20 protein-coding genes are annotated in these 19,415 nt (G+C 51.9%); 8 read left to right on the plus strand and 12 right to left on the minus strand.

The window, feature by feature from the left end:
- Positions 1–138 precede the first annotated feature (138 nt).
- Positions 139–2,847: an aconitate hydratase AcnA gene (acnA, locus tag EXW96_RS23205; protein ID WP_174351530.1), complete on the plus strand. Its 2,709-nt coding sequence runs from the start codon at positions 139–141 to the stop codon at positions 2,845–2,847.
- A 113-nt stretch (positions 2,848–2,960) separates the two neighbouring features.
- Here acnA and EXW96_RS23210 read toward each other — a convergent pair whose 3' ends face one another.
- The gene (locus EXW96_RS23210; RefSeq protein ID WP_054819542.1) at positions 2,961–3,704 is read right to left on the minus strand and encodes an IclR family transcriptional regulator; all 744 of its coding nucleotides are present in this window, start codon (positions 3,702–3,704) and stop codon (positions 2,961–2,963) included.
- A 328-nt stretch (positions 3,705–4,032) separates the two neighbouring features.
- Between EXW96_RS23210 and EXW96_RS23215 the strand changes: the two genes are divergently transcribed.
- Complete coding sequence (locus EXW96_RS23215) at positions 4,033–5,052, plus strand: alpha/beta hydrolase (protein WP_174351531.1); 1,020 nt, start codon at positions 4,033–4,035, stop codon at positions 5,050–5,052.
- A gap of 84 nt (positions 5,053–5,136) precedes the next feature.
- Positions 5,137–6,363 carry a Fe-Mn family superoxide dismutase gene (locus EXW96_RS23220; protein ID WP_137670971.1) on the plus strand — a complete coding sequence of 409 codons (1,227 nt, stop codon included), beginning with the start codon at positions 5,137–5,139 and terminating at the stop codon, positions 6,361–6,363.
- Positions 6,364–6,488: 125 nt separating this feature from the next.
- Here EXW96_RS23220 and folE read toward each other — a convergent pair whose 3' ends face one another.
- The 8 genes from folE to EXW96_RS23260 all read right to left on the minus strand — a co-directional run bounded on the left by folE (position 6,489) and on the right by EXW96_RS23260 (position 11,652).
- Positions 6,489–7,079, minus strand: a complete 591-nt coding sequence (gene folE, locus EXW96_RS23225) for a GTP cyclohydrolase I FolE (RefSeq protein ID WP_137670970.1) — start codon at positions 7,077–7,079, stop codon at positions 6,489–6,491.
- A 70-nt stretch (positions 7,080–7,149) separates the two neighbouring features.
- Entirely contained in the window at positions 7,150–7,365 is a 216-nt protein-coding gene (locus EXW96_RS23230) for a YneF family protein (protein WP_062409939.1), read from the minus strand.
- 89 nt (positions 7,366–7,454) lie between these two features.
- Positions 7,455–8,483, minus strand: coding sequence for an HD-GYP domain-containing protein (locus EXW96_RS23235; RefSeq protein ID WP_062409940.1), 1,029 nt, complete (start codon positions 8,481–8,483; stop codon positions 7,455–7,457).
- Positions 8,480–9,010, minus strand: a complete 531-nt coding sequence (locus EXW96_RS23240; RefSeq protein ID WP_254611530.1) for a methylated-DNA--[protein]-cysteine S-methyltransferase — start codon at positions 9,008–9,010, stop codon at positions 8,480–8,482. Before EXW96_RS23240 ends, EXW96_RS23235 begins: the two co-directional genes overlap by 4 nt.
- A gap of 1 nt (position 9,011) precedes the next feature.
- Positions 9,012–10,181 (minus strand): tRNA epoxyqueuosine(34) reductase QueG, encoded by a 1,170-nt coding sequence (gene queG / locus EXW96_RS23245; RefSeq protein WP_174351532.1) that lies wholly within the window; start codon positions 10,179–10,181, stop codon positions 9,012–9,014.
- Positions 10,181–10,432, minus strand: coding sequence for a S26 family signal peptidase (locus EXW96_RS23250; RefSeq protein WP_254611531.1), 252 nt, complete (start codon positions 10,430–10,432; stop codon positions 10,181–10,183). The genes queG and EXW96_RS23250 overlap by 1 nt, the downstream gene beginning before the upstream one ends.
- 20 nt (positions 10,433–10,452) lie before the next feature.
- Positions 10,453–11,025 carry a DUF402 domain-containing protein gene (locus EXW96_RS23255; protein ID WP_375256474.1) on the minus strand — a complete coding sequence of 191 codons (573 nt, stop codon included), beginning with the start codon at positions 11,023–11,025 and terminating at the stop codon, positions 10,453–10,455.
- A 189-nt stretch (positions 11,026–11,214) separates the two neighbouring features.
- Positions 11,215–11,652, minus strand: a complete 438-nt coding sequence (locus EXW96_RS23260; protein ID WP_062409944.1) for a GNAT family N-acetyltransferase — start codon at positions 11,650–11,652, stop codon at positions 11,215–11,217.
- A gap of 193 nt (positions 11,653–11,845) precedes the next feature.
- Here EXW96_RS23260 and EXW96_RS23265 point away from each other — a divergent pair, with 193 nt between their 5' ends.
- Complete coding sequence (locus EXW96_RS23265; RefSeq protein WP_174349589.1) at positions 11,846–13,087, plus strand: ISL3 family transposase; 1,242 nt, start codon at positions 11,846–11,848, stop codon at positions 13,085–13,087.
- A gap of 306 nt (positions 13,088–13,393) precedes the next feature.
- Here the strand turns inward: EXW96_RS23265 and xylA are convergent, their stop codons facing one another.
- Entirely contained in the window at positions 13,394–14,560 is a 1,167-nt protein-coding gene (gene xylA, locus EXW96_RS23270) for a xylose isomerase (protein ID WP_174351534.1), read from the minus strand.
- A 184-nt stretch (positions 14,561–14,744) separates the two neighbouring features.
- On the opposite strand from xylA, the gene EXW96_RS23275 reads away from it, so the two are divergent.
- Together EXW96_RS23275 and EXW96_RS23280 are read left to right on the plus strand one after the other, a co-directional pair.
- Positions 14,745–14,954, plus strand: a complete 210-nt coding sequence (locus EXW96_RS23275) for a hypothetical protein (RefSeq protein WP_062409947.1) — start codon at positions 14,745–14,747, stop codon at positions 14,952–14,954.
- A gap of 105 nt (positions 14,955–15,059) precedes the next feature.
- The gene (locus tag EXW96_RS23280) at positions 15,060–15,674 is read left to right on the plus strand and encodes a superoxide dismutase (protein ID WP_062409949.1); all 615 of its coding nucleotides are present in this window, start codon (positions 15,060–15,062) and stop codon (positions 15,672–15,674) included.
- A 59-nt stretch (positions 15,675–15,733) separates the two neighbouring features.
- Here EXW96_RS23280 and EXW96_RS23285 read toward each other — a convergent pair whose 3' ends face one another.
- Positions 15,734–16,357, minus strand: coding sequence for a LysE family translocator (locus EXW96_RS23285; protein ID WP_174351535.1), 624 nt, complete (start codon positions 16,355–16,357; stop codon positions 15,734–15,736).
- A 172-nt stretch (positions 16,358–16,529) separates the two neighbouring features.
- Between EXW96_RS23285 and EXW96_RS23290 the strand changes: the two genes are divergently transcribed.
- On the plus strand, positions 16,530–17,213 hold the full coding sequence (locus EXW96_RS23290) for a Crp/Fnr family transcriptional regulator (RefSeq protein WP_062409951.1): 684 nt from the start codon (positions 16,530–16,532) through the stop codon (positions 17,211–17,213).
- On the opposite strand, the gene mutY is transcribed toward EXW96_RS23290, so the two are convergent.
- Entirely contained in the window at positions 17,210–18,376 is a 1,167-nt protein-coding gene (mutY, locus tag EXW96_RS23295; protein WP_174351536.1) for an A/G-specific adenine glycosylase, read from the minus strand. The two genes, EXW96_RS23290 and mutY, sit on opposite strands and share 4 nt — an antisense overlap.
- Positions 18,377–18,445: 69 nt before the next feature.
- Here mutY and EXW96_RS23300 point away from each other — a divergent pair, with 69 nt between their 5' ends.
- A complete protein-coding gene (locus EXW96_RS23300) occupies positions 18,446–19,300 on the plus strand; it encodes an AraC family transcriptional regulator (RefSeq protein ID WP_174351650.1) in 855 nt (284 codons plus the stop codon).
- Positions 19,301–19,415: the final 115 nt, after the last annotated feature.

Consider the following 19,415-nt stretch of genomic DNA (forward strand, 5'->3'; position numbering starts at 1 on the left):
AAAAATGATTCAAATCAACCTTTACGAAAAGGGGCCGCAGCATGTATACTGTAATTAGAGCTAATTTTGAAATCTAGTTTTACTAGGTGAAACAAAATAAAAGGCTGAATAATTGTTTTAAAGGAGGAATTAGCGACGATGTCTATCAAAGACCAATTTTCAGTCCGCAAGCAGCTGAACGTAGGCAATAAATCCTATAGCTACTACAGCCTGCCGGCGTTCGAGGAGCAAGGAAACGGAACGATTTCCAATCTCCCTTTTTCCATTAAAGTTCTTCTTGAAGCAGCCGTTCGTCAATTCGACGGAAAGGCCATTACACAAGAGCATGTCAAACAAATCGCTAACTGGGCCTCCGAACGCGACGCCAACAAAGAAATTCCTTTCATTCCTGCACGTATCGTGCTGCAGGACTTCACTGGCGTACCGGTTGTCGTTGACCTCGCAGCCATGAGAGATACCATGAAGCGTGCCGGAGGAGACCCGAAACGCATCAATCCGCTCGTGCCCGTTGATCTTGTTATCGACCACTCCGTCATGGTTGACGCATTCGGCTCCAAGGAAGCGCGTGAATATAACGAGAGAGTGGAGTTTGAACGCAACGAGGAACGCTACCGCTTCCTGCGCTGGGCGCAAACCGCTTTTGACAACTTCCGCGCCGTTCCGCCGGATACGGGGATCGTCCACCAAGTCAACCTGGAGTATCTGGCATCGGTAGCCGCTACGAAAACCGTTGACGGCGAAACGTTCGTATACCCGGATTCCCTTGTAGGCACCGACTCCCACACGACGATGATCAACGGTCTCGGTATCGTGGGCTGGGGCGTCGGCGGTATCGAGGCGGAAGCCGGAATGCTTGGCCAACCGCTCTATTTTGTTACACCTGAGGTTATCGGCTTCAAGCTGACAGGTACACTGGCAGAAGGCGCTACGGCGACAGACCTTGCTTTGACCGTTACGCAAATGCTGCGCAAGAAAGGCGTTGTCGGCAAATTCGTCGAGTTCTACGGTCCCGGTCTGAGCAACATCAGCTTGGCAGACCGTGCAACGGTAGCCAACATGGCACCGGAATACGGCGCAACGATCGGCTTCTTCCCGGTGGACGCAGAGTCCTTGAACTACCTGAGAGGTACAGGCCGTTCCGAAGAACAAATCGCGCTCGTTGAAGCTTACTATAAAGCGCAAGGCATGTTCCGTACCGATGATACGCCGGATCCGGTATTCAGCGACACCATCGAGCTTGATCTTGGTTCCGTCGTTCCAAGCTTGGCCGGTCCGAAGCGTCCGCAGGACCGCGTAGAGCTGACGAACATGAAAGAATCGTTCAACAGCATCATTCGCACCCCGATTGAAAAAGGCGGCTACGGTCTCTCCGAAGAAAAAATCGCCGAAGTGGTGGAAGTGAAGCATCCTAACGGGGAAACAAGCAAAATGGGCACCGGTGCAGTGGTCATTGCTGCGATTACTTCCTGTACGAATACGTCCAACCCAAGCGTTATGCTGGGCGCCGGCCTTGTTGCGAAGAAAGCTGTAGCACGCGGTCTGCGCAAACCGGGTTATGTCAAGAGCTCTTTGACACCAGGTTCCCTGGTTGTAACCGACTACCTGAAAAAAGCGGGGCTTCTCGAACCGCTCGAATCGCTTGGCTTCCACGTGGCAGGCTACGGCTGCGCTACTTGTATCGGTAACTCCGGACCGCTTCCGGACGAAGTAAGCGCGGCGATTGCCGACAACGATATGACGGTTGCTGCCGTGCTTTCCGGTAACCGGAACTTTGAAGGCCGCGTTCATGCGCAAGTCAAAGCAAACTACCTGGCTTCTCCACCGCTTGTCGTAGCTTACGCTTTGGCGGGCACGGTGAATATTGACCTGGCCAACGATCCGATCGGTTACGATCAGAAGAACGAACCGGTATACCTGAAAGACATCTGGCCAACGGCTCAAGAGATTCAAGAAGCGATCCAGTCCGCAATGAGCCCTGAATTGTACCGTGCAAAATATGCCGATGTATTCCGTTCCAACCCTCGCTTCAATGCGATCCAGGTTCCGGAAGGCGATCTGTATGAGTGGGATGAAAAATCCACCTACATTGCCAATCCGCCGTTCTTTACCAATGTTGGCGATCAGCTCTCCGACATTACGGATATCCGCGGCGCCAAAACGCTGGCCTTGCTGGGCGACTCCGTAACAACGGACCACATCTCGCCTGCAGGCAACATCAAAGCCGACAGCCCGGCGGGTAAATACCTGATCGAGCATGGCGTGAAGAAGGAAGACTTTAACTCGTACGGCTCCCGCCGTGGTAACCACGAAGTGATGATGCGCGGCACATTCGCCAACATCCGGATCCGCAACCAAGTGGCTCCGGGCACTGAGGGCGGCGTAACCACTTACCTGCCGACAGGCGAGGTCATGTCCATCTATGACGCTTCCATGAAGTATCAAGAGCAAGGCACGAACCTTGTTGTCATTGCGGGTAAAGAATACGGTACGGGAAGCTCCCGCGACTGGGCGGCCAAAGGTACGTTCCTGCTCGGCGTGAAAGCCGTTATCGCCGAAAGCTTCGAGCGGATCCACCGTTCCAACCTGGTTGGCATGGGCGTATTGCCGCTGCAATTCATCGATGGCCAAAGCTGGAAATCCCTTGGCCTCACCGGTACCGAAACGTTCGATATTGTCGGCCTGAACAACGATGTACAGCCGGGTCAAAAATTAACCGTAAATGTAACCCGCGAAGACGGCTCCACCTTCAGCTTTGAAGTGATCGCCCGTCTGGACAGCTACGTTGACGTAGAATACTACCGCAACGGCGGTATTCTGCAGACAGTTCTGCGTCAAATCATGGCTTAATTGAAAATCCTTCAATATACAAAAACCTCCGAAGCCTCTATTTTTCCAGAGGCCCGGAGGTTTTTTTCATGGTTCTTCATGCGAACAGGCGTCGAAAAGAAGCGCTGCTTCATTTACTTCAGCATTTTGCCCATGCGCCGGGCGGCTTCCATAAGAATCGGCGCATGCTCTTTCATCATCTCCAGCGTCAGCCGGTTGGAGGGACCCGAAACCGCGAGCGCAGCAACCAGCCGCTGTGCCCGGCCGAAGATCGGAGCCGCCACAGCCGCAGCGCCGGGCTCGCGCTCCTCCACGCTGGTGGCATAGCCCAGCGTCCTTACTTCCTCCAGCTGCTCCATATAAGCAGCCGTACTCACCGTTTTTGGCCAGGCAGGATCGTGCAGCAAAGCCTGCTGCTCCGCAGGGTCCGCGAAGGCGACAAGGATTTTGCTCGACGCGCCGACGTACAGCGGCAGTCTTGCTCCGATCGGCGCCACACGGCGAATGGCTTGATTGCTCTGCACCGCCTGAACGCGGACACGCTCCATCCCGTCGCGCACATACAGACTGACCGTCTCTCCCACTTGGTCGCGCAGACGCTCCAGCTCCGGCAGCAGAATCAACGCGGGGTCGTCGCTGTGCGTCAGGTTCGCCGATAGCTCCCATATGCGAAAACCGAGCCGGTAGCGCTCCGATCCGGGATTGCGGATGATGAAGCCCTTGCCTTCCAGAGAAGCGAGCAGCCGATGAACCGTACTTTTGTGCAGCCCTACCCGTCCTGCAATTTCGGTTAAGCTCAAATCCTCGGCTTCCGTAAAACAAAGAAGGATATCCAAAGCACGCTCAACGGCGCGCACGGTTAATTTTCCGTCTTCCATCAGCTTCCCACCTCCCGAAAATCCGTTTCACCAGTTGAAATATATTATAGCTTATTTCGATGTATTTTCATATCTTTAAACTGAAAATCATCGTCATTCCCATTTTTCACTTCCATTAAGCATCTTCATTATTACAGGAAGATTACAGGTAGTTTACATTTTTCGACTTTCATTGACTCTATGCGGCAGTTGCCTATAATATTAAATTAATAAAATGATCCAAGCTTCATAATAATGTATGGTTCTTTATTCCCTCTTTGGAAATCAAATTTCCCTTTTGGAATAGTATAATTACAGAAACCTCAGTTTACGTTGGGAGGGATCCATCATGGAAACGAACTCTTACTCATCCGTCCCTTTAAATCCGGCAACCGTTGAAACCGCTATCAAACGAACCTCGTTTGCCCGACGCCACAAAGGATGGCTTATCGCACTGATGTCCGTGCTGCTCTTGCTGTTCAGTTTGACTATGGCCTTTCACGCTTACGTTGCCTGGACTCTTGCACGGCCGCACATCGACCCGCTGCGCTCCAATCCCGCTCTTGCCTTCGGAGCTCCTTACGAGGACGTGCGCTTTCCGAGCCTAAACGAATCATCGGAGCTGTCAGGCTGGTACATTCCAGCTTCCGGGGCCGCGCCATCCAAGCAAACGGTCGTTTTCTCCCACGGCTACGGGGGCAACCGTGAAGAAATTTGGGTGCCGATCTATGATCTGGCCAAAGCCGTATACCATCAGGGATATAATGTATTGATGTTTGATTATGGATATGTTCAACCCAATTGGAACGTGACCGGAGGGCTGCGCGAATCGCAGGAGCTGCTCGGTGCAGTCAAGTACGCCAAAGACCGCGGGGCCGAACGCGTCTATGTATGGGGCTTCTCTATGGGCGCGGGTACCGCTCTGCAGGCGGCGCTTCAAACCAGGGACATCGACGGCATGATTCTCGACAGCACATTTGTACTGGAGCCCGATACGCTGTATCACAACATGAAGCAAGAAGCCAATTTGCCTAAGGTCTCCCAGTCTTTGGTTCATATGTTTTTTCCATTGATCAATGGTGTCAGCATGAACCAAATGCCGTACTCGAAAGTCAAGGAAACACAGTATGATATCCCGATCTTCTTTATTCACGGCAAGAAGGATCTGAAAGCCCCTTACGAAACAGCCCAAGAGATTTACCAACGGCAAAAAGCGGATTCCGGCTCCCAGCTGTGGCTGCTCGAAAATGATGGGCATGAGCTCATTTACCGGGCGCATAAAGAAGATTATCTTCAAATAACGACAGGCTTCCTGCGAACGCTGTCCAGCGTTCCTCCGGCTCCAGTTAAATTTAGCCATTCAAGGTAGCATAGGCAATGGCCTCCCCGAATACAATGATCTCGTACAACCGGCACAGAGTTGGAAGGACAGAACGACGGGGAGGTTTTTGTCATGCTGTATGTGTACGGAGCTTTGATGCCTTTAAGGGTGTTGGAGGAAATCCGTTTTTGGAAAATGCAGGAGAAGGAGCATACGGTCGTTATCCGCGAGCTTGTTCCGACGTTGGAACCGCAATTCGTTTTGCTGATGCAGCAATGGGAGGGCGTATTTGCCCAAACGGAGGCCGTTAGCGGACAGCTCATCGAAGCCGTGGTCCGTTCCCATCCGCCGATCAGCCCCTATTTGTCCGCACAAATCCAACAGCTGCTCTACATCTCCATCCGCCAATCGCGCGAATTCGTCAACCAGTTGTTTAACCTCATGAAACAAAGCCAGCCTGTCCGGTCAAACCCAGTCATCCAGACGGTGGTTATGCATATTATTCGCGAATCGGAGTACTTTATTGGCGTGCTTCATGCCGCCAGCCCGGGACCATTCATGGACGAATATGTCTGGCCTCGGGAATTCGCAGTTAAAGAGGGAACGCCGGCACCATCGCCGGATACGGAGGAAAAAGCCCACATCCACAGATTAAGCAGCGATGAAGAGTTAACCGCTACACAGGAAGGAACCTGGTCGTCGGGTATTAGACCTACGACACCGGCCCTGAAACCGGTGCCGATCGGTGGTCATGTGCTGCCGGCGCTCCCCTACGCTTATGATGCGTTGGAGCCGTATATCGATACGGAAACGATGAAGCTTCATCATGATAAACATCATAAGAGCTATGTGGATGGTTTAAATTATGCGGAAACGATGCTGGCCAAAGCGAGGGAAAGCAATGATTTTGCGCTGGTGAAGCATTGGGAACGCGAACTCGCGTTTAACGGTGCGGGGCATTACCTTCATACGATATTCTGGAATATCATGAAGCCCGGCGGCGGCGGACCGGCTACCGGACCGATTGCTGCCGAGATCAGGAAATCGTTCGGCAGCTTTGAAGCGTTCAAAAAGCAGTTTAGCGCAGCAGCGGATAAAGTGGAGGGTGGAGGCTGGGCTATTCTCGTATGGAGTCCGCGCAGCCATCGGCTGGAGATTTTACAGGCGGAAAAGCATCAAAATTTATCCCAATGGGATGTGATCCCTCTGCTTGTGCTGGATGTCTGGGAACACGCCTACTACCTCAAGTACAAGAATGAGCGGTCGAAGTATATCGAATCCTGGTGGCATACCATCAACTGGGATCATGTCAATGAGCGGTTCTCCGCCGCCCGGATGCTGAGGTGGCTTCCTTATTGACCGGTATATGTGAAATTATCCTTACGGCATGAACAAAAGCACCAGCGCGCTCATCCCATGCGCCCAGTGCTTTTGTTCAACTGCGTTATCCGGTTTGGACAAACCATCGCAAACGGCCTATGTCATTACTCCTTTACCAGAGCAAGGAACTCAGCCCGCGCAGCCGCGTCATTGCGGAACAAGCCCCGAACGGCAGAGGTCACGGTCTTGCTGCCCGGCTTCTTCACACCGCGGGCGCACATGCACAGGTGCTCCCCTTCCACGACGACCATACAACCGTGCGGCTCCAGCACCTCTTCTATAATATCCGCAATCTCCGAAGTGATTCTCTCTTGTACCTGCAATCGGCGGGTCACCGCTTCCACGAGCCGGGCAAATTTGCTGAGTCCGGCAATCTTGCCGCTCGGAATATACCCGATATGAATCTTGCCGAAAAAAGGCGCCATATGATGCTCGCACTGGCTGTAGTACACGATATCCTTGACGATGACAAGCTCCTCGTGCTTTTCATCGAAAGCCACGCCCAAAATCTCCCTGAAGTCGGCCTCATAGCCCGCAAAAATTTCTTCATACATGCGCGTTACCCTCGCAGGGGTATCCAGCAGCCCTTCCCTGTCCACATCCTCGCCAATTAAACGCAAAATTTGGCGAATATGCTCTTCGATTTGTTCGCGGTTTTCGGCAACCAGACGGTTCTTATATTCCTTCGCCGGCATCGTCATTCCCCCTTCTTTTCAAATTTTCGATGGTGCAAAGAAGAAAGCCTGCGCCTTGAAGGCTTCAGGCTCACGGACGAAACTTTTGATTTTTCATCATCTGCTGCATTTTCTGCATTTGCTGTTTGTTCAAGTTATAGCCCATCTGCTTGGCCATACGCTGCAGCATTTCCGGGTTGCTCTGCATTTTTTCGAGCTGCTTGCGCAAATAGTAGACGCCGATAAAGAATCCGCCTACCCCTCCAACCAATAGCGCAATAACTCCTGTAATGATATATCCCCACATGTCGAACCTTCACCTCAAACGATGGATGTCATTTAATCATCATAGCATGTCAAGACTGCCGTTACAAATGGTTTTGCAAAGCTTTTTCATTAGGTCAGCACACCATCAATAAATATGGTCGTATGCTTAGCCAAATCGATTTCCTTGATCTCAAGATCATCCGCGCTGCCCTTGACGACACGTACGATAGGACGGCCCGGCAGTCCGCGGTGCTGTCCTACGACTACCCCCGTTTCCCGGGTCGATAACCTGACGGAAGAGCCGGTAGGGTAAACCGACACGATGCGCAGAAATTGAATGACGATCTCCCGGTCCAGCTTGTCCCCCGCCAGCACCATCATGCGTTCACAAGCTTCATGCGGCAGCATTCTCCGTCCTTCCGACAAATCGGACAGCAGGTTGTCATATGTATTGGCTACGGCGGTGATTTTCGCATACAAATGGATTTCATCGCCTGTCAAACGCCGCGGCAGACCTTGTCCGTCCATCGTTTCATGATGCTGAAATGCCACATGGGCGATCAACAGGTTCAGCTCTCTCTTCGATTTCAGCACCTCGAAGCCCCGCCACGTATGATGCCTTTTCCTATCGGGGCTTTCGTCATCTGTGATCTTGTCCAGCTTGCCTATATCGTGCATCAGCGCTCCAATGGCCAGCTCTCTCAATTGCGGCATGGAGAGTCCCAGATTGATCCCGATCAAGGTGGACATCATACAAACGTTAATGGCATGCACGTACATCTCGTTATCTTCCGTACGGATATCGGATAATTGCACCAGCACTTCCTTGTTTTGCATGATCTCTTCCAGGAGATTATCGATACTTCCAATGACGTGCTTGGTGTTAAAATCTTTACCGGACCGGATCGAATGGAACGTTTCTCCCATTTGCTTCATCACAATCTGTTTCGTTTCCTCCGATACAAGCTCGGGAATCTCGATGTCTTCAAACTGCAAATCCTTAATATAGATCATGGTGACACCGATCCGCTTGAGCGTCGTAATCATGTAAACGGTCAACTGTACGCCTTCCGATAACAGGACCGATCCGTTCGCCGAGAAAATCGTACGTCCTAAATATTGCCCTGGCTCTACATTATCAATATGCACATACCTCATGGCCGATCTCCTTTCATCGAAAAGCCTTCGTGCTGAAGCAAAAAGGTTTTTTTGTCAAGCCCGCCGCCATAGCCGACCAAGGTTCCGTTTGCGCCGATCACTCGATGGCAGGGAACGATAATCGGCACCGGGTTGCCATTATTGGCACCTCCTACCGCCCGAACCGCTTTAGGCGAGCCGATCCGTTCGGCGATATCCTTGTACGAACGAGTGCTCCCGAACGGAATCTCCGTAAGCGCCTCCCAGACTTTCACTTGAAAGGGGGTTCCCTTCAGATCCAAAGGCAAATGAAAGGAGTGCAGCGCTCCGGCAAAATACTCCCGAAGCTGTCCCGCTGCTTCGGCCAGCGACTTCGGAGCCCGCTCCCATTCTTCCGTTCCATAGCGGAGCCGGGACCACGCTCTGAGCTTAGTCTCCGTCTCCTTAAACGTTCCGAATTCAATGGAACACAAGCCTTTATCGCTCCATCCCAACGTCAACGGCCCGATGGGCGATTCCATTTCATCATATTTAATTCGACTTGTCATATCATTCCACCTGCTGCCCCTCCGCATATTGGCTTATCGCTTTGGCGAGCTCGCGCCGCACCGCTTCGTCCTGTTCCTTCCCGGCTGCCGCTCCCAGCGCCTCACGGGCTTCCGCTCCGCCGATTCGGCCCAACGCCCACACAGCCGCACCGCGAATTTCAGGACGCTCGTCAGTCCGCAGCAGACGGATCAATTCCGGGACCGCCGTCTTATCGCGGAAATTTCCGAGCGCCAGAATCGCGTTGCGCTGGATCGGCTTACGTCCTCGCCATGCAGCCGCGCTTGAGCCGAAACGCTCTTTGAATTCGCGGTTCGACAGGAACAGCAGCGGCTTAAGCAGCGGCTTCACCAGTTCCGGGTCAGGCTCAAGCTCCGGATGATGATCCGCATGCATTCCTTTGTTCTTCGGACAGACGATTTGGCAAGTATCACAGCCATACAGCCGGTTTCCGATCTTGCGCTTCAACTCATCATCTTCGATGTGCCCCTTGGTCTGCGTAAGATACGAAACGCAGCGCTGCGCGTTGAGCTGACCCGGCCCGACAAGAGCTCCCGTCGGACAGGCATCGATGCATAGCGTGCAGTCCCCGCAGCTCTCCGTTACAGGCGTATCCGGCGGGAACGGCACATTCGTGATCAGCTCGCCCAGATACACCCAAGAGCCCCATTCCGGCGTGATGACCGAACAGTTTTTACCCAACCAGCCAACGCCGGCCCGTTTGGCCACCGCACGGTCCACCAGCGCCCCGGTATCGACCATGCTGACCGTCCGGGCTCCCGGCACCCGTTCCCGGATCCACTGCTCAAGCCGTTCAAGCCGGTTTCGCAGCACATGATGATAATCCGTTCCCCAGGCGGAACGTGACAATATGCCGCGGTAGGCGCCCGGTTCCGACCTGGGCGGATTCTTCAGCTTCGACGGATAGGCCACCGCGATGGAGATTATCGATCTCGGCGCTTTCAACGTTAAAGCCGGATCCACCCGTTTATCGATATCGGGCTCCTCGAACCCCGATTCATATCCTTTTTCACGATGCTTTAAGAGAATATCCTTCAACTCAACGAACGGATCTGCTGAGGCAAAACCGATTTTATCAATTCCAAGCCGGGGAGCATCCGCCCGCAGTTCTTCCTTCAGCCGGGCCCAATCCACAGCTTCATTTTTAACCATTACAGGCTCCTCCATTGTTTTGGCGGCCATACGATCATCTCTGCCCGCCCCTCCACTTCCGATAGCGGGACCGCTCCGAAGCTTCGGCTGTCGTTGCTGGCATACCGATGCCGGTTGTCCCCCATGACGAACAGATGGCCTTCCATGATGATATACGGTTCGAACCGCCCGTCTTCTATTAAACTATCCGTATAAGACTCGTGCAACCCTTGGGGAGTTGAGGCTTTCCTCCGGTTGAGGTTCTGTTTCATCGGGAGAACACAGCGGTATCCTATCCCTCCGCTCCGTGTTCTCTCCATCGCTCATAGTAAAACTTGATGTGCTCATCATGAAAAGGCGGTTCGGCCCCCTGCACCCGCGCCAGCAGCGCCTTCAATCCCTGCTTCACTTTGCCGTCGACAACAGAGGAATAATGATACAGCTGCTTGTGCTGCTCGTATTCCTCCTGATCGACAACGTACACCTCCCCGCCCGGCATCCGTATGACATCCAAATCATAATCAATATAGGTGATCACCCTGCCGTTGACATAAGGCGGAGAGGCGACATTGCAGTAATAACGAATACCGTTGTCTTCCAGCAAAGCCACAACATTAAACCACTGCTTCGGAATAAAAAACGACACGCCTGGAATTCGGCTTACCCATTCCTTTCCGTCCGCCTCGACAATTTTGGTTTGACTGTTGATGAGCACCAGCATCGCTTCTCTGCGATGATCTTCATGAAGCAGGCCTTCAGGCACAAGCCAATTTTTCAGCCACATCCGGTGCAGGTGCCCGTCGTGCTTAAAGCTTTTGATTACATACGATGAGAAAGTGTTCATCCGGTCCTGACCCTTCTGCATTTTCGGCACCCGGCCGGCATGCGCTTTGCTTGTTTGTCCCCTTGATCTTTGATCTTAGCATAAACTTATGCAGAACAGCTTTCAAGAGTCTGATCCCGATCGGGAATACAAAAAAAGCATAACTGCGAAAGCCGCAATAGCTCCCCGTTATGCCCCATGTATTAATAAAAGCCTGATTCTGCTTGTTATTTACCCGTTAACAATGCTTAACCGGTGGGCCGTCCGGGAAAAATCGGTCGATTGATATCCGGCCTTCTCATAAACCGGAAGCACTACTTCGTTATGCACATCAACCGTTACCATAATACGGCGCACCTTGCGTCCCAGGAATCTTTGCCGGAGCGACTCGATCAGCGCTTGACCGATTCCACGCCGCTGATGCTGCTGCTCTACCGCGATCCGGTAGTAATAGCCATTGTCATTGTCGATCGTTCCTACGATCACTCCGACAATCTTGCCCTCTTCCTCGGCCACCAGGACGAGTTCGCTATCCCACGACAACTGCCGGGCGAAAGCTTCCATCGTCTCCTGATAACAGGGTTCGGACAATACATTCTTGAAAAGCTCGGTGACCGAAACGTAATCAGACAAATAAAAAGTACGAACCTGATAGGAATTTACAAGCATATTAAACTCCCCCACCTTGTGTGCTATTTATACAGAATACCACAAATATCGCAAAATTCCTTCTAAAATTGTATAAAAAGGGTTCAAAACCGAAATCAGTGCTTGACGAATTGATCGAAGGCTAAATATGGAAAAACATCTGCTAATCCTGTATTGTTGTAAGTCCTACCCAACAACAAAGAGGAATAAACAGATGCAAACTCAGTATATCAATGAAATGCTCGACTTACCAGAGCTGAAAATTAAACAAATTCTGTCCATCGATGCCGATGAACTTCACATAGAAGCTCTACCCGTGGACGCCAAGCAATGCTGTCCATGCTGTAAGTCCATTGAACATGTCGTCCGCAAGGGAAGAAATGAACCGCGGATCGTCCGGCATCTTTCCGTATTCGAAAAGCAAACCTACCTGCACGTGCCGTCGATTCGGATGTATTGTACGCGCTGTGAAGCCGGATTTGTGTGGGCGTACGAATTTGTCGGTCCCAAGCAGCGCTACAGCCGACTCTTTCGCTCCCAGACGGTCGAACAAGCGCTGGGGTCCACGGCCGCGCATAGCGCCCGGATGCAGCAAACACCGGCCAGTACCGTACAGCGCATGCATAACGAGGCGGTGCCAGTGGAGTGCGAGCGGATCTACGAACGTGTCTGGGAAGAAGCGCAAGAAACGTCCGGATTGGTTCTGGGGATCGACGACTTTGCCATCAAGAAAGGCCATACGTATAACACCGGCATTCACAACCTCAAAGGCGAGACGATGCTGGACTTGCTGCCCGGTCGAAAGCTGGAGGAACTGCGGGCGTATTCGCAAGAGCATCCTGGCTTCCTGCTGTTGAACCCGAAGGCGGTGGTCATGGATTTAGCTCAGGCGTATCACACGTGGATTCGCGAGTGTTTTCCAAAAGCGATTCGCATTGCCGATCGTTTTCATGTTCACGGTTACGTCATCGAAAGCGTGCAGGCGGTTCGGAAAACCGTGCAGAACACCCTGTCGCCACGGGCGAAGGCTTATCTGAAAGCGAACCATCGGTTGCTCAATCCGCCAGCGGAGTCGCTTGATGAAAAAAGCCGCGAACGTTTGGAAACGCTGCTCCATTACTCCCCTCTACTGCGCGGCGTGTGGGAATGGAAAGAAGCATTTACGACGTGGTACAACTGCTCGCCGAATCTTGCCATTGCCCAATTGGGATTTGAGCGTTGGTGTGAGCAGGGCGATCGGATTGATCACCCCGCCGTCCAAAGCACCCTGAAGACCATGCGCAACTGGAAAGAGGAGATCGTTAACTACCATCAATGCCGCTGGACAAATGCGACTGTAGAAGGCCGCCACAATCGCATCAAAGCCTTTCAGCGCCGCCACTACTTTACACGAAATCGCAGTCGCTATAAGGCTGGCATTCTGATCGAATGCAACCGACATCGGATGTTCGGCTAATTGTCAAGCACTGATTTTGAGATTGAGCCATAAAAAGACACATTTATTTTCATTTTCTCGGTAAAGCGCTTTATATTAAGCGGTTTCAAGGAAATAAACAAGAAGATTAACATATTTTTACTTTCATTTCTTACTACGATAGATATGCCGTTCATAGGATTCGTATTCAAAAGAATAACAAGCCTTTCCGGCTCATTATTCCTCTTTTTCCGATCCCTTCCATGAGATTAAGGAGATTTATAGGCATGACGAAATGAAAAAACAAAACCGTCCTCTGCCTATGCAAAGAACGGTCATTGACATTTCTTATCTTACCCCAAACAAAATTTCGCAAGTGAGCTGGTCCAGCCTCTCATACGGTATGCCTTCCGCGCCAATGGCTGTACGGTCTACCTGATAGCTCTGGAGAGCTTTGAGGCTTTCCGGCGAGAATTTGAAGTCGAAGTCCGGAAGCTCCAGCTTCTTGCCGTTCATTTCTGCGATGAGCGCTTGAATCTCCTGGTCCGCATTAAATTGCGCCACTTTTTCCTTGAGGATCAAGTAGGTTCTCATGCAGCCCTTGGCGAACTCAATGACGCCTTGACGGTCTTCTGTACGCAGTGCATGGGCGTCAAAATGCTTCATTCCGGTGTATTGATAATCCTCCAGCAGTTTCACGAGAAAGAATGCTTCCTTAATACCGTCGGATCCGAAGCGCAGGTCTTGGTCGAAGCGGCTCATCTTCTGATCGTTCAAGTCAATGTGGAACAGCTTGCCGGCCTCCAACGCCTGGGCTACCGCATGATAGAAGTTAAGTCCGGCCATGCGCTCGTGCGCCACCTCCGGATTAACGCCAACCATGTCCGGATAATCAAGCGTGGCAATCATGCCGAGCATAGCCCCCGTCGTCGGCAGATAAATGTCGGCGCGCGGCTCGTTCGGCTTGGCTTCAAGCGCAAACTTATATCCGTACTTTTGCGACAGGTTGTATTCACACAGGTAGTTCAACGCTTCACGGTAACGCTTCATGGCCTCGACGGCATTCTTGCCTGCATCGACCTCGGAGCCCTCACGCCCGCCCCACAGTACGAACACTTCCGCTCCAAGCTCGGCGCCCAAATCCATGGACTCTATCGTCTTTTGGAGCGCATAAGCGCGGACGCGCGGATCGTTCGAGGTGAAAGCACCGTCTTTAAAGATCGGATCGGTAAACAGGCTGACCGTAACCATCGGGACCTTCAAACCGGTTTGTTCCAAAGCACGTCTGAATCCGCTTACAATCCGCTGTTTTTCAACAGGCGTCGCATCGATCGGAACAAGATCGTTATCGTGGAAGTTTACGCCGTAAGCTCCAAGCTCCGCAAGCATATGTACGGCTTCCACAGGAGAAAACCCATCGCGTACGGGCAGGCCGAACGGGTCGCGCCCCGGATTGCCGACAGTCCATAAACCAAATGTAAAGCGGTCTTCTTTGACGGGGATGAATTTACTCATAAAGCGCACCTCCGGATATACTTTGTTTATTTAATAAACAATCTTTCGGATTTAGTGTACCATCGAACATAAGAAAAGAAAAGAGAAAAATTTGCGGAATTCGAGCTGATGATTCATGTATAAAAGCTGACGCAAGGTGAAACGATAATCCGGAAAACGCTGAGTATCCGAAAGGAGGAGACCGATGACGGAGCGGCTGACCGGCGGACCAGTACGCCGGATTCATGAATTGAATGACAGGAAGACGTCCGAGTGGACCTCTGAAGAACTGCATTACCATCAGAGGGCCATGAGCGACTTATCCCCATGGCTGAACGCGCAAGGTACGGCCATGCTCGGACAAATCATTACGGAAATCGAACGTCGGGGCGGCGTGCAGTCTCAAGGGCCGTAACGAGACTGTAATCAATACTTAATATACATAAATGTTGATTTTATATAAAAAATAGGCGTATAATAAAACTTGGAAATTTATATATCCTAGGAGGTAGATTTGAAGATGGCACACCAATTACCGGCACTTCCTTATCCAAACAACGCGCTCGAGCCTTACATTGACGAACTGACCATGACGATTCACCACGATCGTCACCACAACACATACGTAACGAACTTGAACGCGGCATTGGAAGGGCATGCTGACCTTCAGTCCAAAAGCGTTGAAGAGCTCATTGCCGACCTGAACAGCGTACCTGAAGCTATTCGTACTGCAGTTCGCAACAATGGCGGCGGCCACGCTAACCACTCCCTGTTCTGGGAAACGATCGGCCCTAACGGCGGCGGCGCTCCAAGCGGCAAGCTGGCTGACGCAATCAACAACGAGCTCGGCGGTTTCGATAAATTCAAAGAAGACTTTACCAAAGCGGCCACTACCCGTTTTGGCTCCGGTTGGGCTTTCCTTGCCGTATCCAAAGACGGCAAGCTGAAAGTATACAGCCTGCCAAACCAAGACAGCCCGATCATGGAAGGCGACACGCCGATCCTCGGACTGGACGTATGGGAGCACGCTTACTACCTGAAGTACCAAAACAAACGCCCTGACTACATTGCAGCGTTCTGGAACGTTGTCAACTGGGCTGAAGTAGGCAAACGTTACGAAGCTGCTGTAAAGTAACGTTCTTTCATAGTAAAGACCGCTCGGTATTTTCTCCGAGCGGTCTTTTTGCGCTGTCCTCATTTTTGGGCAAACATCAATCGCAAACCAATCACCGCATACAAAAGGGCCTTGGCCCTGTTGATCCATCGGATGGTTCCGGTTCGGGCACGCAGCTTGCTGCCGACAAAACCTGCGCCCAAGGACACCAGACTGAAAACAACGATGGCCTGGACCATAAAAATAACTCCCAAAACCATCATCTGCAGAGCCGGATGGCTCCCGTCGGGCGTCACAAATTGAGGCAGCAGCGCCAGAAAAAAGAGCGACACCTTTGGATTGAGCACATTCATCAGAATGCCTCTGCGATACAGTGCTCCCGCACTTTGACGCGGCACCCGTTCAAGCGACAATTCGCCTGCTCCTTCCTTAAGAGCCTGCCAAGCCAAATATAAAAGATAGGCAGCTCCCGCATATTTGACAAGCTGGAAAAGCAGCGCAGAGTTATAAAGCAAGGCAGAAATGCCCGCTGCTGCGGCAAAGGTATGGGCAAGCACACCGGTACATAAACCCAATGCCGTGGCAATCCCTGCCTTACGGCCGTTAGATACGCTCTGTGCGGCAACAAACAGAATGTCCGGCCCCGGCGCCAGCGTCAGAAGTATGGATGCCGCCGTAAAATACAGTACGATGTGAATATCCATAAGGTATGAGTCCTCCCTTAATCAGAAATCGTTTTATTCCGATATATACATCATGATGCTTCAGGGCAGCATGGACGAGTTGGCGCACAAGGCTAATCGTGCTATCATTTAGGCCGGCAATTCCGCCTATGGTGGAGAAATCAGGAAAACCGTATGAGAAAAGAGTGAGATAATGAATAGATTGATCTCTCTTCTGCAGAATGTGCCGTTGTTTCAGGATTTATCTGCAGCTGAGCTGGAGGAGATCTCTCCGTTATTTGCCGAACGCACATTTAAAAAAAATACTGTTCTGTTTGTTGAAGGCGATCCCGGCGAAGAATTTTTTCTCGTACAAACCGGGGCTGTCAAGGTTTACCGGATCGATAATGCCAAGGAAATTATCCTCTCCCTGTTCCGGGAAGGTGATTTCTTTGGAGAGATGGCGCTGATCCAGCAAGGGATGAGACGCTCCGCCAGCGTCGAAACGCTGGAGGATTGTTCCATGTATACGCTGACGCGATCCGATTTTCAACAATTCATGGAACGAAGTCCCAAACTGTGCCTGCGTCTGCTTGAAGTTACGATGGAACGACTTCGTAAAGCCAATGAGCAAATTTACGATCTGACCTTTCTCGATGTTCGTTCGCGCACCGTCAAAATGATTTGCCGGCTGTCAGAACAATACGGTACGCCGAAGCCGGGCGGCACGCTCATCAATATGAAGCTGACGCATCAGCAGCTCGCCAATATGGTAGGTACCGTACGCGAGTCGGTCACCAAGGTCCTTCAGGATTTGCAGGAGGACGGAATCATCGCCATCGACAAGAAGTATATTCTGGTCAAAGAGCCCGAATCACTGAAGAAGCAGATTTATTAAAGAACAGATTGTCTTGAATGGAGGCTGCGCCGCTCTTTTTCTTTCAACTGGAACGTACCTTTAAAATAGGTGTTCAAAATACGAAGGAATACATTCGGAAACGCATACTGCTCCATCTCCTCGCGGGTGATCCAACGATAATGTGACGGCAGCAGCTCAGGCAGCTCCGAAAGCAGCCGCGAAGGCTCGGGCCGACATACGTATACCTGCATATCCCAGCGGATATGGCTGAATACGTGCTCCGCCTGCATAAGCAGGTGAAGCGAGTCGATGCCCAGTCCGTCGGCGGCCAGATGCGAGGCCAACGCCTCATGCGCAGCGGCCGGATCTCCGGCAGCGCCAGTGGCAAGCGTATGCGGCAGCTCCCACATCCGGGCGAGCAGCCCTTCCGCCGGACGCTGGCGGATCAGTACCTTGCCGGTATGCTCACCGGTACCCTCGACCAGCGCTGTGTATCTGCTCTCCGGACGCGGGGGCTTCGCCTTCTTTTTGATCGGGAGGGAGTCCTCCATTCCGGCGGCTCTTCCCGCGCAGTGCGCCATCACCGGACAGGTCAGGCAGTGCGGTGATTTGGGCGTGCAAACCAGCGCGCCGAGTTCCATGAGCGCTTGGTTGAAATCCCCGGCCTCCCCTTCCGGAATCAGTTCCTTTGCCAGCTTTTCCATAAGCACGCGGGTACTGCCTTTCATGATGTCCTCTTCAATGAGAAAATAGCGCGACAGCACACGCATAACATTGCCGTCTACCGCGGGCTCCGGTTTATTGTAGGCGATGCTGAGAATCGCTCCGGCCGTATAAGGTCCAACGCCCTTCAGCGAGAATACGTCCTCCTTCGTATCCGGCACGGTACCCCCGTAGCGCTCCTGTACTTCCCGTACAGCGGTTTGGAGATTGCGGGCACGCGAATAATATCCGAGTCCTTCCCACGCCTTGAGCACCTCTTCTTCCGGCGCTTCCGCCAACGCCTCTATCGTCGGGAACTTGTCCATGAAGCGTTCAAAATAAGGAATGACCGTGTCAACGCGAGTCTGCTGCAGCATAATTTCCGATACCCAGATATGATATGGATTACGGCTGCGCCGCCAAGGAAGATCGCGTTTATGCCGCTTATACCAGGACATCAGCTCTGCGCTGAAATATTGTTTTTGTTCTAAACTGTACATGATGTCTCCTTCTCTTTGCACACGTTTTCGAGATATAATAAATTTAAAAACATGAAAGGACCGATGCCGATGCTCACCCCCGGAGAGTTGGCCTCTCGCTTGAATAAGCTGGTGATATCCATTCTTATTGTCGGCCATAGAAAGTGCGAGACGGACTGGTACCAAAAAGCGCAGCCGATCAAACATCATTCCGTCTGGCTCATCATCAAGGGGAAGGGCACCTTCACCATCAATGGAACCCATTATCCGGCGGAGCCCGGCAAGCTCTTTTGGTTTGCCCCCGGTATGGTCGTGGAGCGCACCACCGATCCGGAGCATCCCCTGGAATACTATTTCATACGTTTTCATTATACGGAATGTTATGAGGATAAGGAACAGTGGGTTTACAACAACGCCTCGGAAACGCGTTTTCCCTTGGAGGGTATGTATACGGTAACCAACACCCCCCAGCTGATCTATCTGTTTGAGCAGCTGGATGTGCTGTGGAAGCGGCGGGGGCACATGACGGCGATGCGCCGCAAAATCTTGCTTCAGGAACTGCTGCTGACGCTCGTGACCGATTTTCGCGCGCAAAAAATTGCGGGCGATACCACCGCCGCCATTGAGTTAACCCAGGATTATATGATAGGCCACTATCAGGAGCCGCTCACGCTGGAAGGATTGGCCCAAATGGCGGGGCTGAGCGTCAGCCACTATTCCCGGTTGTTCAAAAAATATATCGGCTACAGCCCCATCGATTACTTGACGCACCTGCGTGTTGACCGGGCCAAGGAGCTTCTCGTGCTTTCGGATTATCGTCTGAAATCGATCGCAAGCAGCGTGGGCTATACGGACGAGTTTTATTTCAGCCGCATTTTCAAAAAAGTGACCGGCGTCTCCCCTCGGGAATACGCAAAAAATCATCGGATGACTTCGGGGAACTGAGCCCTCGGAGAAACTGGCTCGTCAGGGTATACCGGCACGTTTGACTTCACTACCGAAAAAAGTGTACTCTCACTTTAGAAAGCGCGAACTTACCATGTTGAGCGATTGTTTAGCT

Origin of the sequence: Paenibacillus sp. JMULE4, assembly GCF_013337105.1 — a bacterium.
Taxonomy (GTDB): Bacteria; Bacillota; Bacilli; order Paenibacillales; family NBRC-103111; genus Paenibacillus_G; species Paenibacillus_G naphthalenovorans.